This is a genomic window from Azotobacter bryophylli, assembly GCF_042643485.1.
Lineage (GTDB): Bacteria > Pseudomonadota > Gammaproteobacteria > Pseudomonadales > Pseudomonadaceae > Azotobacter > Azotobacter bryophylli.
The window spans coordinates 417,064-431,842 of sequence record NZ_JBHRSJ010000001.1; the positions used below are offsets into that span (position 1 = coordinate 417,064).

Annotated in this window: 19 protein-coding genes; 15 read left to right on the forward strand and 4 right to left on the reverse strand. The window is 61.7% G+C overall.

Annotated features, from left to right (window positions below):
* The first annotated feature begins 106 nt into the window (after window positions 1-106).
* The 13 genes from ACFOJE_RS02035 (at window position 107) to ACFOJE_RS02095 (ending at window position 9,436) form a co-directional block, all read left to right on the forward strand.
* The gene (locus ACFOJE_RS02035; RefSeq protein WP_377812566.1) at window positions 107-682 is read left to right on the forward strand and encodes a hypothetical protein; all 576 of its coding nucleotides are present in this window, start codon (window positions 107-109) and stop codon (window positions 680-682) included.
* Between the two features lie 120 nt (window positions 683-802).
* Window positions 803-1,054: a transcriptional regulator gene (locus ACFOJE_RS02040; RefSeq protein ID WP_377812567.1), complete on the forward strand. Its 252-nt coding sequence runs from the start codon at window positions 803-805 to the stop codon at window positions 1,052-1,054.
* A gap of 1 nt (window position 1,055) precedes the next feature.
* Window positions 1,056-1,433: a hypothetical protein gene (locus tag ACFOJE_RS02045; protein ID WP_377812568.1), complete on the forward strand. Its 378-nt coding sequence runs from the start codon at window positions 1,056-1,058 to the stop codon at window positions 1,431-1,433.
* Entirely contained in the window at window positions 1,430-2,095 is a 666-nt protein-coding gene (locus ACFOJE_RS02050) for a Rha family transcriptional regulator (RefSeq protein ID WP_377812569.1), read from the forward strand. Before ACFOJE_RS02045 ends, ACFOJE_RS02050 begins: the two co-directional genes overlap by 4 nt.
* A 356-nt stretch (window positions 2,096-2,451) precedes the next feature.
* On the forward strand, window positions 2,452-2,769 hold the full coding sequence (locus tag ACFOJE_RS02055; protein WP_377812570.1) for a hypothetical protein: 318 nt from the start codon (window positions 2,452-2,454) through the stop codon (window positions 2,767-2,769).
* Window positions 2,766-3,044, forward strand: coding sequence for a hypothetical protein (locus ACFOJE_RS02060; protein WP_377812571.1), 279 nt, complete (start codon window positions 2,766-2,768; stop codon window positions 3,042-3,044). The genes ACFOJE_RS02055 and ACFOJE_RS02060 overlap by 4 nt, the downstream gene beginning before the upstream one ends.
* Complete coding sequence (locus ACFOJE_RS02065) at window positions 3,041-3,415, forward strand: hypothetical protein (protein ID WP_377812572.1); 375 nt, start codon at window positions 3,041-3,043, stop codon at window positions 3,413-3,415. The genes ACFOJE_RS02060 and ACFOJE_RS02065 overlap by 4 nt, the downstream gene beginning before the upstream one ends.
* Before the next feature lie 86 nt (window positions 3,416-3,501).
* Window positions 3,502-3,726, forward strand: a complete 225-nt coding sequence (locus ACFOJE_RS02070; RefSeq protein ID WP_377812573.1) for a hypothetical protein — start codon at window positions 3,502-3,504, stop codon at window positions 3,724-3,726.
* The gene (locus tag ACFOJE_RS02075; RefSeq protein ID WP_377812574.1) at window positions 3,723-4,616 is read left to right on the forward strand and encodes a toprim domain-containing protein; all 894 of its coding nucleotides are present in this window, start codon (window positions 3,723-3,725) and stop codon (window positions 4,614-4,616) included. The genes ACFOJE_RS02070 and ACFOJE_RS02075 overlap by 4 nt, the downstream gene beginning before the upstream one ends.
* On the forward strand, window positions 4,603-6,450 hold the full coding sequence (locus ACFOJE_RS02080; protein ID WP_377812575.1) for a DUF927 domain-containing protein: 1,848 nt from the start codon (window positions 4,603-4,605) through the stop codon (window positions 6,448-6,450). The genes ACFOJE_RS02075 and ACFOJE_RS02080 overlap by 14 nt, the downstream gene beginning before the upstream one ends.
* Before the next feature lie 307 nt (window positions 6,451-6,757).
* A complete protein-coding gene (locus ACFOJE_RS02085) occupies window positions 6,758-7,150 on the forward strand; it encodes a hypothetical protein (RefSeq protein ID WP_377812576.1) in 393 nt (130 codons plus the stop codon).
* Window positions 7,151-7,431: 281 nt separating this feature from the next.
* Entirely contained in the window at window positions 7,432-8,517 is a 1,086-nt protein-coding gene (locus ACFOJE_RS02090) for a type IV toxin-antitoxin system AbiEi family antitoxin (protein WP_377812577.1), read from the forward strand.
* Between the two features lie 70 nt (window positions 8,518-8,587).
* Window positions 8,588-9,436 carry a hypothetical protein gene (locus ACFOJE_RS02095; protein WP_377812578.1) on the forward strand — a complete coding sequence of 283 codons (849 nt, stop codon included), beginning with the start codon at window positions 8,588-8,590 and terminating at the stop codon, window positions 9,434-9,436.
* 43 nt (window positions 9,437-9,479) lie between these two features.
* Here the strand turns inward: ACFOJE_RS02095 and ACFOJE_RS02100 are convergent, their stop codons facing one another.
* Entirely contained in the window at window positions 9,480-9,941 is a 462-nt protein-coding gene (locus tag ACFOJE_RS02100) for a restriction endonuclease (protein ID WP_377812641.1), read from the reverse strand.
* 377 nt (window positions 9,942-10,318) lie between these two features.
* Between ACFOJE_RS02100 and ACFOJE_RS02105 the strand changes: the two genes are divergently transcribed.
* Window positions 10,319-10,543 (forward strand): hypothetical protein, encoded by a 225-nt coding sequence (locus ACFOJE_RS02105; protein ID WP_377812579.1) that lies wholly within the window; start codon window positions 10,319-10,321, stop codon window positions 10,541-10,543.
* A gap of 948 nt (window positions 10,544-11,491) precedes the next feature.
* Here the strand turns inward: ACFOJE_RS02105 and ACFOJE_RS02110 are convergent.
* On the reverse strand, window positions 11,492-11,962 hold the full coding sequence (locus ACFOJE_RS02110) for an HAD family hydrolase (protein WP_377812580.1): 471 nt from the start codon (window positions 11,960-11,962) through the stop codon (window positions 11,492-11,494).
* Between the two features lie 761 nt (window positions 11,963-12,723).
* On the opposite strand from ACFOJE_RS02110, the gene ACFOJE_RS02115 reads away from it, so the two are divergent.
* Window positions 12,724-13,092: a hypothetical protein gene (locus ACFOJE_RS02115; RefSeq protein ID WP_377812581.1), complete on the forward strand. Its 369-nt coding sequence runs from the start codon at window positions 12,724-12,726 to the stop codon at window positions 13,090-13,092.
* 116 nt (window positions 13,093-13,208) lie between these two features.
* Here ACFOJE_RS02115 and ACFOJE_RS02120 read toward each other — a convergent pair whose 3' ends face one another.
* Together ACFOJE_RS02120 and ACFOJE_RS02125 are read right to left on the reverse strand one after the other, a co-directional pair.
* Window positions 13,209-13,877: a polysaccharide lyase family 7 protein gene (locus ACFOJE_RS02120; RefSeq protein WP_377812582.1), complete on the reverse strand. Its 669-nt coding sequence runs from the start codon at window positions 13,875-13,877 to the stop codon at window positions 13,209-13,211.
* Window positions 13,878-14,088: 211 nt separating this feature from the next.
* Window positions 14,089-14,757 carry a polysaccharide lyase family 7 protein gene (locus ACFOJE_RS02125; protein WP_377812583.1) on the reverse strand — a complete coding sequence of 223 codons (669 nt, stop codon included), beginning with the start codon at window positions 14,755-14,757 and terminating at the stop codon, window positions 14,089-14,091.
* Window positions 14,758-14,779: the final 22 nt, after the last annotated feature.

The window sequence follows — 14,779 nt, forward strand, 5'->3', positions numbered from 1 at the left end:
GGAAACGAGTTTCGGCCAGCCTAGCCCGACGGGGTGAAGAGCGGACCTCCCACCCGCCAGGCTGGCCGATCTATTCAGGTAGTGGGAGCGCCTGGGAGGGCATCGGATGCGATATAACGACACCCCAGAAGGAAAGCGGAGAGCTAAAATCCTTGCGTCACTGGGGTTTGCAGACTGTGCGATCGAGGAGCTTGAGGCAAATGAGCTTCTGCATTTGCTTGCCAAGATTGAAGCTGTTTCGCGCTGCCCTGATGCTGCGGCATTCGTCGATGAGGGGTTCAAACTATTCCAAGCCGCCCGCAATGCCGAAACTTCCGAGGGAGCAGTCAGTTATCTTTCTATGGCGTTTGGACAGCTGGCCTCAGCCATCGTGTGTATGAGAGTAAGCGACTTCCGAGCCATCGCCGAGCAACAGGCATCGCGCATGAGACCGCTGGCTAAAATTCATGAAGCCAAGTCCGCCACTATTGAGCGTGCGCAAGCTGTCGCCACCGAACTGTGGCAAGCAGACACCGCGCAGGAAATACGCCTTGGCGACATGGCCGACCGCGTTTACCGGGCCCTGGCCGCCGATGACTTCGCAGAGTCGCTGCCAGGCAGCGCCGAACGTATCAAGGAGTGGATCAAGCCTGCCGCCCCGGAGTACGCCCGCAAGGGTGGCCGCCGTCGCAAAACCCCCTAAGCGTATCGGATAACCACTTACCTGTAACGGATACCACCTTTTCCGTTACGGGCGTGGAGTTTTTCCGCGCCAGCCCGCCGCCTACCGTGCTCCCCACGGATCAACCGAGGAGAACACGGCATGAATCAGCCGAACACCGCCGCAACCCCATACAACACCCAAGCTGCCAGCCTGCCCGAGCTGTGGACCATGGCCGAAGTGGCGCAAGTGATGCGCCGCACCCGCTCCGGCGTGGACAAGCTGCGCGCTCGTGACCCGCAGTTTCCGAAGCCGCTCAAGGACGGCGACGACCGCCGCAGCCGTATCTACTTCGTGCGGCAGGAAATCGAGGCGTACCTGTCCGCCCGCCTGCAAGCCCGCGAGGCAGCCTGACATGAAAAAGGCGACCCGTCCCGAAGAACAAAGCCGCCTGCTGCAAGGCCAGTCTACCACCACCAGCCCTGACGAGCTGTTGGAGCAGGCCCCGTCCAAGATCGCCCGCGTGCTGGCTTACCTGCTGCCGGCCTGCAACTCGCTGAACCGCTTCGAGGCCGAACGCCTGGGCGACCACTGCCTGCCGAGCACCATTGCCAAACTGGCGAACGGCTACGGCCTAGAGTTCCAGCGTCAGCCGGAGAAGGTGCCGAACCACTGGGGCACGCCCTGCGACGTGACCCGCTACAGCCTGCCGGATAGCCAGCACCAGCGCGCCCGTGCTGTGCTGGCGCTGCTGAACAAGCCGGCCAATGGCCGCAAGGAGGCTGCCGCGTGAATATCACCCTGACCACCCACAAGGGCGAGGCGCGCGTCGATAGCCGGCTGATCGCCGAGCAGTTGGGCAACCAGCACAAGGCATCGATGTCGCTCGTGGATCGCTACGCCGCCAAGTTCAGGCGCTTTGGGGTTCTTCCATTTCAAATGGAGAAACCCGCCGCCGGCTCGGCAGGTGGTAGACCTGAGCGCTACGCCCTGTTGAACGAGGACCAGTGTTACTACCTGCTGTCGCTATCTCGGAACACCGAAACCGTGGTTGACCTGAAGGCGGACCTTATTGCCGCCTTCCGCGAGGCCCGCGACCGCGCCAGCGTCACCGATGCCCAGTACCTGCCGCTCTATCACGCTATGCACGCCGAGGTGGCCACCTTGGCCCAGCGCGCCAAGGAGTGCGGCAGCAGCACGCCGGAACAGATCTTCCACATCAACGCAAACAAGGCGCTGAACGTGGCCATGGGGATCGCCAGCGGCGAACGGGGGATGCTGACCATTGAGCAGCGCCTGCTGCTGACCAGCCTACAGGCGGTCTATCGCCGCCACCTGCATGACAGCCTGGAACGCGGCGACGATCACCGCGAGGCCGGGCGCCAGGCCAAGAACGCGGTACTGGCCTACGTGGCCACCGCTGGCGGTCTGCTGCTGGGAGGGAAGGCCGCATGAGCAGCACCACCAGCAAGGCCGACGCAATTCTCCGATTTGAAATCGGGAAACCCTACCGCCCGATCCGTACCCGCCCGAGTGTTGCCAAGCCTTCCCGCTGGCGCCATGGTACGTCCGTCCCGGCAAAATCCGGGGCCGGGTGTGCAAGCCCGATCAAGCAAAAGGCGCACAAGCGCCCCAAGACCGTTGCAGGCGCTCTTTTTATGCCTGTAATGTCGCTCTATGGTGGCCGTGCGTGGGAGGGCTTCGGCCCTGCCGGGTTCCTTTTGCCCCGGTCTTGCACACCCACGCACGGCTGCCACCCATCATGTGCAAGTGATGGCGGCAGCTCCTACCAAGCAAAAGGAGCTGTACCCATGAAGCAAGACCCCGCCCGCAATCCGTCCGCACTCCGCGAACGCGTATCTGCTCACCGCGCCCTGGCCCTGGCCGCCCTGCGCAGTGACTCCAGCCTGTCCGTCCGTCTGCGCCGCTACAACCATCACATGTCCAGCGCCCGCGCCCTGGAGGCCATCGCCGAGCGTCTGGAGGCAACCACCACCCGCGATCCGCGTACCGCCCTGTCCTGGCTCCAGTCTGGTCAGTCCGTGCACATCGACGCGGTGAACCTGGCCGACCAGCTGCGCCACATCCGCGCCCTCGCCACCCTGGAAGCCGTAGGGGGTGAAGCATGAGCAAGGCATCTACTCGCACCCATGAAGCCATCGCAGACGACGCTCTCGAGTTCGTCGAGTACGGGAAGAACTACTCCTGCTGGCTGGCTGCGCTGATGACCGCCATCGGTAACGAGCTGGACGGCTGCGCTGGGAAGGACAAGGCCGCGGCCCGGCTTAGCACGGCGAAAGACCTGGCCTCCCTTGGCGCCTTCCTCGCCCAGGACTGCGAGAACTACCTGGAGCACCATGCCGGGAACCTGCGCCGCGAGCTGAATAGGGGGAGCGCGCAATGAGTAGCCTTGCCCATGCCGTCCGCACCATCACTTGCCGCGACGACCTGAGCTTTACCTGCCGCACCGCCGATGAGCGACAGATCCTCATCAACTGGATGCCTGTCCGCGTATCGCCGCAGCCCAGCCAGTGGAACCTCGAATACCGACTCGGTGAAGCAATGGCCGATGAGGTGCGCACCCTGCACGCTGCCGACGAGGAGGCCGCCTTCGAGGCTATCCAGTTCGCCATCACGTCGCAGACCTGGAGCACGAGAGGATACGGCGCAGAGTCTGGCTTTGCCGCCGCCGTGGCCGCCCTGGCTGTGATCGGCATGCGTGCCCTGCAAGCGGGCGCCGCGCCCTTCGTCTCCGAAGGCATCATCGAGGACTGACCCATGACGCATTTTCAACGCTGCCAGCAGGCGGCGACGGGATCGGCTTGCCCGAAGAAAGTCACTCGCCCACCGGAGGCAGCCCGATGAACGTGGTTCCCCTGAAGCGCAAAGGCGGCGGCGAGCCGCCCCGCGAGACTCCGCATATCGACCACGACAGCCTGTGCCAGCTGATGGGCGTGTTCTTCAAGTTGTCCGGCTATATCGAGCGCGAGGACGACCCGCACAAGCGGCTGGCGCTGTACGGCATGGCCAACCAGTTGGGCGACGTGCTGACCCAGTTCACCCGCACGCCGAAGGGGGCCGCATGACCGATCCCATGACCCTGTTCCGCGACGAGCTGGTCGCCACCTTCGGCCCGCTGAACTGGCTGCCGGAGCCGGACGGCCAGATCCACCGCTTCCACGTCCCCGGCGACCGCACCGGCTCCCGCAATGGCTGGTACGTCCTGTACCTGGACGGCATCGCCTCGGGGGCCTTCGGCAGTTGGAAGGCCGGCAGCTCCCGCACCTGGAGCAGCCGGGAGCCTGCCGACTACCGCGAGGCCGAGCAGTTGCGCCAGCGTATCGAGCAGGCCCGCCAGCAGCGCGAGGCCGAGCGCCAGCGCCAGCAGCAGGCCGCCGCCGAGCGTGCCGGGCGCCTGTGGCGCGCTGCCGGCAGTGCCGACCCCGCTCACCCGTACCTGATCGCCAAGGGCGTGAAGGCCCACGGCCTGCGCCAGCGCGGTGACGAACTGCTGGTGCCGCTGATCCATGTCGGGCGGGTGGTGAACCTGCAACGCATCGCCCAGGACGGCGCCAAGCGCTTCCTGTTCGGCGGGCGGGTGGCCGGGTGCTACTCACCGATAGGAACCATCGAGCCGGGCGGCCTGCTGTACGTCTGCGAGGGCTGGGCGACCGGGGCGACGATCCGCGAGCACACGGGCGCCGCCGTGGCCTGCGCCATGAACGCCGGCAACCTGCTGGACGCTGGGCGACAGCTCCGGCGCCTATACCCGGATCCGCAACTGGTGTTCGCCGGAGACGACGACCGCCAGACCGCCGCCGAGGGCAAGGGCAATCCGGGCCGCACCGCCGCCAATGCCGCCGCCGTTGCGGCGGGCGGGCAGGTGGTATTCCCCGTCTGGCCTGCCGACGCGCCCCTCTCCCTGTCCGACTTCAATGATTTAGCCGCCTGGAGGGCCTCCCATGAGCCAGCCTGAAACCTCCCCCCTGGCGCTTGTCGTCAAGCCCGAGCCGCCCACGGTGACTCCGGAGCGTCCCGGCTGGGGCGTCTATGACCGCTGGATGCAGAACGAGAAAGGCGCCCGGCTCAAGCCGGGGGTGTACTGGCACAGCTATCGGCGCACGAAAGAGGACGACGAGGACGAGCCGAGCGGAGACGGCGAGCGTCCCCTGCTCGACGACTGGATCGCCTCGCCGGTGTTCGTCGAGGCCCGCACCCTCAACAGCGACGACGGCAGCGAGGGCCGTCTGCTGCGCCTGGTGACGCAGGGCGGCGACAAGGAATGGGTGCTGCCCATGGAGGTGTTCGGCGGCAGCGGCGAGGACGCCCGGCGCAGCCTGTTCGCCCTGGGGGTGGTGATCGCCCTGAAAAAGCGCGGTCGCTTCATGGAGTACCTGCTCGACCAGCAACCCCGCCAGACCCTCGCCACCACCAGCCGGCCGGGCTGGCATGCGTCGGGCGTGTTCGTCCTGCCCAAGCGCACGATCGGCGGCGACGGGGTGCGCTACCAGTCCTCCGGCCGCTCGCCCGACCTGTTTCGGGTGCGGGGCGAGCTGGCGCAGTGGCAGAGCCAGGTCGCCGCCCGCTGCCGGGGCAATCCGGTGCTGACCCTGGCCGTCGGCTGCGCGCTGGCCGGCCCGCTGCTCAACCTGGTCAAGGTGAACGGCGGCGGCGTCCACCTGGTCGGCGACAGCTCCAAGGGCAAGTCGCTGGCGCAGTTGATCGGCGCGTCGGTGTGGGGCGATCCGGGGCCGGCCGGCTTCGGCGCCTCCTGGTGCATGACCAAGAACGGCCTGGAGATCGAGGCCGCCTCGCGCAACGACACCCTGCTGTCGCTGGACGAGATCAAGCGCGTCAACCCGAAGGACATTCAGGAGATGGCCTATTCGCTGGCCAACGGCTGCGGCAAGGGCACCATGACCCGCGAGCGGGAAGGACGGCAGAAACTTGCCTGGCGCCTGCTGACCCTCTCCAGCGGCGAGCGCTCGCTCTCCGAGCACGCCGCGCTGTCCGGCGATCCGGCCCACGCCGGCGCCGAGCTGCGCATGGTGGACGTGAACGCCGGCACCCGGCCGCATGGCGCCTTCGACGACTGTCACGGGATGGACGGGGCGAGCTTTCACCGCGCCATGACCGGCGCCGTGGGGGAGCACTACGGCCACCTGGGCCCGGCCTTCGTCGAGCGGCTGGTGCAGGGCGACGACCGCGACCGGCTGCTGGAGGCCTTCGCCAAGGTGCGCGCCCAGTTCCAGGCCGACAGCGCGCAAGCCGGCCGGGTGGCCGACCGCTTCGCCGTCATCGCCCTGGCCGGCGAGATGGCCATCGCCTATGGCCTGCTGCCCTGGCCAGTCGGCACCAGTCTGGCCGACAGCCTGCTGCTGTACCGCGAGTGGCTGGAGCGGGTGGGCAGCGGCAGCGCCGAGGACCGGCAGATCCTGGCCAGCCTCGCCCGCTTCATTGAGCGCCATGGCGACAGCCGTTTCTCCGACGTGCATGCCCCCGAGACCGACAGCCGCATCCGCGACCGGGCCGGCTACTGGGAGGACGAACCGAGCCGCCGGCTGTTCCTGTTCAACACCTCCGGCTTGCAGGAGGCCGCCCACGGCTTCGGGCTGGCGCGCATCGTCACGGCCCTGGACACCGCGGGCGCCATCGCTAAGCGCGACATCGAGAAGGGCCAGAAGCGCAACACCAAGAAGTACACGTTGCCCGGCGGCAATGGCAAAGGCCGGCGCCCCGGCCTGTACGTAATCGACCCCGAGCGGCTGGAAATGGCCAGCACCAACGACAACCCCCACACAGGAACCTAGAAACCGAGGGACAGCAGGGACAAAGGGACAGAGCCAGCCAGGACGCGGCTTCCCGCCATGTTTGGGGCTGTCCCTTAGAGAGAGAGAAGAGGGACAAAGGGACACACACCACCTTGTGAATATAGGCGCCTTACCCCCGGTTCAATACGGGTTTGCCTGTCCCTGAAAACGGGCCAAGGACCGCCGTCCCTAGGGGATAGGGACGGCCGAAACCGGCAGGGCACTAAGGCTGTAGCGATTTTGTCCCTTCGTCCCTCGGTTTTTCGCTTTCTAGAGAAACCTGTGATGAGTCACGCGAGAGAGGCCCATGACCCTACTGGCGGAACTGTTCGACCTGCTGGAAAACGAGCCGGCACCCTCAGGCAATGGCCGCGAACAGGCAGGAATACCCACCCCCTCGGCGAATGTGGCGAAGGTTGCCACGCTGGCGCCCGCCAGCAACGGCTACCGGCCCGCCACGGGATCACGACAAGCGACGGCAGCCGCACCAGCACCAGCAGCGACAAGCGCACCCGTGGCGCCACGAAACGCGCCTGCGCAAAACGTGGCGCAGACCGAAGGCGCACCGGCAGCCCGCCGCAACGCCTGGACGATCACCCGGGGCGGCCGGCCGATCTGCACGATCTGCGGCGCCCCCATGACCCGCGACGAAGCCCTGGCCGAAGCCCGCTGGCGCTGGCCGGATGCTGAGATCGAATGAACACCACCACTTTATTTTGCTGTTTTTCTTTCCAGAAAAAATAGGCAAAAAACAAAATCCATACGTATTTTTGCTTGATTTTCTGACTAGAAAAATAAGGGAAAACACAAAACCAAGGCCTTTTTTAGCTTGATTTTCTGTTCAGAAAAAATAGCCTAAATACAAAATCCAGGATCATTTTTGCTTGATTTTCTGGCCAACTAAATTAGCTTAGAGCCATAGGCAAGTTAAGATTTTGCGAGTTTTTCTGAGTTGAGGCGGTGATGAATCACGAAATACACATGCATGAGCCCCTGATAAGTGCGTTTGCTCAGGCTGTCAAAGATGCGACCGGGTCAACGCTTACAGAGATTCGAACAAACCCGATGGGTGGGCTATCGGAGCCGGACGCCATAGGGCTTTTAGACACCCCAGACGGAGCCTGGCCGCTGGTCTTCTCAATCAAAAAAGATGTCTATCCGCGAGATGTTAGAGATGCCATGTGGGATCTGCAAAGCCAGCAGAGTCGGATGAAGAACCCCTCTGAGGTGGTGCTGATTATGCTTGCCGACCATCTAAGTAAGGGCGCTCGTGAGGAGCTCAAGAGTCGCGGCATGAGCTTCTTTGACTCCAGCGGAACGCTATTTTTGAAGCACAGGAACTGGCTCATCAACATTGAGAAGGCCAAGTCGTCGACTAAGGGCATATCCCGCGAATTAGATGTGTTCAAAGGCTCACGTGAGATGGTTGTCCACGCACTGCTTCACATGGGGCGGGACTGGTTTCATGGCCAGGAGGTCGTGGATATGTCGAAAACCTCTGGCTACACCGTCTCGACTGTACTCCAAGAGCTCGAAAAATTTGGGTGGGTTGAATCGCAAGGAGAGGGCCGTCATCGGACGCGCCGGCTGGTAAAGCCCACGGAATTATTGGATGCGTGGGCAAAAGTTTGGGTACAACGCAAGCAGGCTACGACACGGTGGTACTTCTTCTGCCAGAACCCCAAGCGGTTAGTGGAGGAGCTGGCCTCGAATATAGACATGTACAGGCACATGGATTGGGATAGGGACCGGACAACCTGCGCATTTACCGGGGCAGTCGCCGCAAACCGCCTCTCTCCACTGCTGACTCACGTCGACATAGCAGAGCTGATCGTATCTTCGAACTCAGACGAACTTGCTAGGAGGATCGGCCTGAAGCCGGCAGAGAAAGGTGCGAACGTTGTTTTGATCGAGCGATCAGGAGCCAGTGAGCTGTTTCAGCAGTATTCGCAAGAAGACGACGCATGGTTTGCGAGCCCCTTTATCCAGTATCTTGATTTGCTGAATGGCCGTGGGCGAAACGCAGAGCTAGCGGCGCAACTACGAAACGATATTTTGAGGGTGTGATGTGGGAGTAGAGGCTAAACCGCAGTCGGCTGCCGGATACAGCACCGACCATACGGATACCTGCGAGCAAGTGCTGGTTACCCTCCTTAGCGCGTTCGGTACGTTGAAGGACACCTTGCGCCTCGTTGGCGGGTTGGTGCCGCGATATTTGACCCCAGAGCAGCACCCAAATGTACCGGCTCATTTCGGTACTTCGGATGTCGACATTGCGCTGAATCTGACGGTTTTGGCGTCTGAAAACTACGCATCACTATCTGATCAACTGAAAGAACGTGGATTCAGCCGATGGGTTAACGAAAGGACTGGTTGGGATACGGCCTGGCGATGGGAGTATCGGATTTCGCCCAAACAAGTCGTTCTAGTGGAGTTTCTCAGGGGCGCAACGGAAGACTGCCCGGCTGGTGAGAAAACACCCCTCGACGGCGAAAACATTGCCGCACTCGCAGTCCAGCACATGGAGATTGTGCATGACTGGTTCGAGTCGAAGAAAATCGAAGCAGAAATGCTTGGTGGTCGCGGCGTGACCATTGAGACGGTCCACTATGCTGATGTCCCTGCCTTCATCATCCTTAAGGCCTTGGCTTTCCACAGCCGAGCGGAGAGAAAGGATGCAGGCGACCTGATTCATGTGATGCGGTACGCAGGCGAGCTCGAGGAGGTCGTTCGTCGATTTGTGGAGCGCGCGCAGTCAGGCCTCCACCCAGTGGCCATCAAGGCTTGTCGGCAAGCCTTGAAGGAGAGGTTCTGCGATACGGATAAGACACCTGGCTTTGAGCTCATAGGGCCCAAATCGTATGCTCAATTCATGCTTGGTGAAGGAGCTGATGAGAATGAACTCGTATCCGAGGCTCGCTACGCCTCGGGCCTGATCGAACGCTTCCTAATACTTCTGGAACAAGATTTAGGGCCTGTCGAGTAACCGAGTTTCGAGTGGCAAGGGAGCCGGCCAAATGAGGCTCCCTTTAGACTAGACGGATAGTCCCTGACTGTTTTCTGAACAGATCATCCAGCAGCACGAATGCTGCCCCTGTTTCTGCTGCCGCGCCCACCTTGAGGTCGATCACTTCAGCGATGGGCATCCGCTGTCCCAATGCCTTGTAGATATCCTCCCCGGACATGCAGATCACTTTTCGGCTCCTTCCAAACGCCTGCAGGTCATCCTGGGTGAACCCGCCGTGGCTGATGAATAGTCCACGGGCCCAGGCAGACTTCTGATCGAGCTTGCCGTAAAACGTGTGGAGCTCAGCTGCGCCGATGGAATCCCTCACCCATTTGGCCTCGACCAAATAGGTTTTGTGGCCGAGCTGAAAGCTTCCATTGATCTGCTCTCCAATCAGAAAGAAAGGCGAACGTGCCTGCAGCTTGGATGAGTCGCATAGGTCTTTGAGAAATCTTTCGTACTCGTGTGGTGGTAGATCACGCAGGTCCTATAGCCGCTGCCTCAAAGCGTCACAGAATTGGCCCTGGTCGACGACTGTCGCCGCAGCGAAAGGATTTTGTACAACTGAGGCATGCTGGCCAGGCGACCGTGAATCGCCTGGCATTTCTTAGACATTTGATGACCGCTTTTGGCTGCTTTCTGCCCGCCGACTTCTTGGTTCGCATCGGCACAGTTGCATGTAAATGGGTGCCGAGAGGCGTGAGACTCCCAACCAAGAGGGCAACACTGGGCACCACAGCACGCCCCCGCCACCACCGCCCCGGGCATCATCGCCAAGCGATCTAACCAGCCAACCCCACTATTGCTCTTGCGCCAGTCACATAACGTCGCCCACTCCAGAACACGGAGCGAGGTGACGACATGCGAGACACGATCTGCGCGGCAGAGATGCCGGTGACCCTGGGCGGGAAAACCCTGTCGGCCAGCCAGTGGGCCGCCGAACGCGGCTTGAAGTGGCAGACGGTGAAGATGCGTCGTTACCGGGGCGCCAGTTGGCGGGAGGCGCTACGCCCCGAGCTACGCGTTCGTCGCTGGATGGACGGCTGGCTCTGCGGCTCGCAAGTTGCTGGCGCCACGCTGGCCTAGGGATGGGAGGGAGAGGCCTCGGCAGCATCTCCGCGGGATACCCCCCGAGTAAGTCGGGGGAACGCGCCACATCGGCCAATACCGAGGCCTCAGGTGCTTTCTACGCAAGCGCCGATTTCCATGTCAATTGCCGGTATCCAGTGGTGGTATCCAGCACGGTATCCACGGAGACCGGCATGCGAGCCCACGTGCAACACTTCAACGCACTCGCAAGCCAGGTCCGTTCGGCATCACTACGGGAGGCGGCAGGTGCGCACGCAAGAAACGGTCTGAGGAGTGTGCAGAGATGCGCTTGGAACGAGAGCATGGTCAAGCGGTTCCCAGCCAAATGCCCCTGTTATTGCGTGACGCCGATCTGGGGGGAGGGAGAGATGAGGCCAGATGTGAGCACGGTCGGTAACGGTACGCATACCCCTACGCATGAATCCCCTACACCTGCCCAAGGAAACATGGGTGCTGACCTCACGCACAACAATGACACAGAAGAAGGTCGAGTCAATGATAGCGGCACTACCCCCTCAGCTTGGCCGACGTCGCCCCCGACTGGCTTGCCCCTAATGCCCCGTTCGAGCCGAACCTACCAGCCCAAGCCGCGCATCGTCGGCAAGTAATCTGGGATGCGGTTGAGCATGCCACCGCGGGCGGCTAATCTTAGCGTCGATGATTGGCTGCCTCCTTGGGCAATTGGAGCCCTCTGGACTGCGGCCGATCACCGCCCGCTCCCACATCGTCGCGGGTACGCGAAGCGGCGATATGCGTAGGCTTGTTAGTAGCTCTCCCTGCCAGCCAGCCACTGGGATTTATTCTCCTCCCAGCAGGGCCAGTACGCAGGAAGTACGCACGGTACGCAGACGCGCCTCCGTCAGCACATTCGATGCTGCTGGCCGGCCGGTCGGCTTGCGAAAACGCCGATGCACTGGAGCCCTGGGAAACCAGCATCAGTAGCGATCAAGAGCGCAGAGTGGCAATCAGCCGCTTAGGATGACGCAGCAGATCCAGTGCATCCACAATGCTGGTCGAGACCACATCAGCGCAGGCCAATGTCGATGCTGCGGCCCCCTCGCGCTGAATCAGAGCGATACCAACTGCAGCAGCACTCAGCATCCGCCGGTCATTCAGACCATTGCCGATCGCGACAACGCCATCGCCCCCGAGCTTGGATACGAAGTCCAGCTTCGCCTCGGCCTGGGAGCTCATAGGGATAATCGTCAACTCCACTGGCAATCCCGATAACTGACTTGCCGCCACGCCGAAAGTGTCAGCCGTGATCACGTGAACCTGAATCTTGGACGCAAGCTCGCGGATCAATTCGGAGACACCGGGAAGCAGCGTGCCATCTACTGCGAGAGTGCCGTTGTAGTCGCAAACGACATGCTCGATCTGAAGCTTGCGAAACCCTGGGATGGTTACTTCTATCATCGAAAACCTGAACACCGTCAAAAACAGAAAGGCTCCGGATTATCTATCTGCTTCATTGCAGTTTGCGCTCAGCACTTCGCCAGGAACCGGAGGAGTAGTGGCCGGCCGTCCTTCAATGTCCGGCAAGCTCCCGTCAAGGATTCAGGGAGCGGTCTTCCTAAGCTTCAAGCTCGGTTCTCCTTGGCGGGGACTTGATGAGGTTTGGGCTGACGGCAGGCAGAAACGAGGGCTCGTATCGCACTCGGTTTTTACTCAGGTGCAGAAGGGGCAGACCGAAGCGAATTACTCATAGCTGGGGATCTGTTCGGCCTGGAATCGCGCCAGCATGGCGTCAATCAGGCGGTATTAGCGCTAGTCAAAAAGCAGCCGCAAACAGGCCAGCAGCCGGCACCTTGTATGCCTGTGTGTATGCCTGAACTTTAAAAGTGGCTGTGGGCCTTGCTATTGCTTGTCGCTTCGGTTCCCTTCGCCTCGTGATCCAGGGGCTTTTTTGTTTTCGCTCCATTTTCCGCCTCGCTCACCGGTCGAAACACGATAGCGAGCGGTCTCAAGGCAGCGTCGCCAGCGACTAACCTGTCCAGCTACCCGGCGGGGAGCATTCCTCGAGCCTTGGACGAGGTAGAATGAGGCAGGCATGCAGTGCCTCGATCCGAATCAACCCAGTGTCCTACCCGTGCAAAGCAATGATCAGCGCTTCCGAGTCAGATAAGGCGTCAGACGAACAAAGGCTTCATCGAAGATCGTTGATGAATCGAAAGGCGATGGCCTTCATCCTCGCCTTCCTGCTGACAGGGGCCGGGGGCGGCAGCCTCCTGCATGATTTCCTCGAGCAGCGGCACATGGAGCGTGCCGTGGTGAGGGTGATGCGGCAAATCGCTCATCAGCCCGAGCGAGAACTCATGAAGGAACAGAAGCATGAGGAAATCGAGGAGATCAGGCAGGAGGAGCTGGCCAAGGCGGTCGATGTTATGGGAAGAGTCGGTTGCCGGTTCTGGGGGGAGCAGTATCAGTCGGCACCCACCATGCGAAGTGCGGTCATGAGGGTCCGATATTGCGTTCTGAGCAATGCCGAGAAAATCTCGAAAACCTCCCGGCGAATAGCGCCGAAGTGGCATCTTGCTAGCTGCTGATCCTTGTGGGGGAAGGCTGTCGCTCGATGCCCTCCGCTAGAGCTAAGGCAGCGGGGAATGAAAAAACGGCCGTTACGGCCGTTTTTTTCATTCCCCCGAATGCCACCTATCCGGCGTCACTGGGTACGGTGCTCGACCTCCAGCCGGTAGAAGGTGGCCGCTCCCGCCTCGGTTTCGTAGCCGCTGTTGTCCTGTGGATAGACGCCCGCCTTGAAATACAGGGGATGGGCTTTCCAGGTCGAATCCACGCTGTTGCTCCAGGTCTTGCCGTAGGTGGTGACGCTGAGCATGCCGCCGGGCGAGAGGTGGATGCTGTAGGTGAAGCGCTCGTTCAGCTTGATGCCGCTGGCGATGGTGATGACCTGGGGAGTGCTGTCCGGGTTCTTACGATACTTGGCGACGATATTGCCGGTCTGACTGGTGGTCTTGTACTGGTACTCCAGTTTGAGCATGGGGCTGGTGCTCTTGTAGGCGTGGATCTGGCCGATCACCACCTTGCCCGTCGAGGGCACCTGATCCATCTCCAAGGCCGCACGCAGGAAGTTGTCGGCGCTGGGGTAGGTCCAGTTGTGCAGCGAGCCATCGCCGTAGGTTTCGCGGAGTTCGCTGCGCGGGTAGATGGCATCCTCCGTGGTTGTGCCGTTCACCGGCGCCCAAAAGCGGATCATCTCGTCGGAAGATTTGAAGTAGTCGCTCTGATAGCCACCGACGAGTTCGGGCGTATCGATGACGGTGGCGGGTACGCCCACGGGAATGGTCAGATTCCAGACGGCAAGCTCGATCATAGGGTCCTTCTCCATGCAGGTAGATTTTTCGTACAGAAACACGAAAGGCCGGCATCTCTGCCGGCCTTTCTGGCCATAACTTGGGCGTGTGGATTGCAGCCGAGGCGAGTCCGGCAGATTCCAGCCGGCCGAAGGGAGAGGCAGCCTGGGTGCCCAGGCTGCCTGCACGCTGTCAGGCCGGGGAGTCGGCGAACTCATCCTGAAGGCCGGCTCAGAGGGGACGGTGTTCGGCCTTCAGGTCGTAGAAGGTGGTCGCACCGGCTTCGGTCTCATAGCCGCTGTTGTCCTGGACGTAGACGCCTGCCTTGAAATACAGGGACTTGGACTGCCAGCCCGAATTGAGCGGAGTGCTCCATTTCTTGCCGTTGGCCTCGACGCTGAGCGTGCCGGACGGATCGAGATGGATGGTGTAGTTGATGCGCTGGTTCAGCGCCACTCCTTGGGCAATGGTGACCGGCTGGTCGTCGGTACCCGGAGCCGGCCGGTACTTGGCGACGATGTTGCCGGTCTTGGTGGCCTCCTGATAGAGGTACTCCACCTTGAGCAGCGGCTTCGGTTGTTGGTAGGCGTGAATCTGGCCGATGATGAGTCGGCCCGTCGACGGCACCTGATTCACCTCCATGGACGCAGTCAGGTAGTTGTCGGCAGCCGAGTATTGCCAGTTGCGCAGCTTGCCGTCGGCGGAGGTTTCCCGCAGCTCGCTGCGCGGATACTCGGAGCCCTTGGTCGAGGTGCCGTTGACCGGCGCCCAGAAATGGACTTTGCCATCAGCTGACTTGAAGTAGTCGCTCTGATATCCGCCGCTGAGTTCCTGGGTGCTGATGACAGTTGCGGGTACGCCAACGGGAATGGTCAGGTTCCAGAGTGCGAGTTCGATCAAGACTGAATCTCCTAAGAGAAAA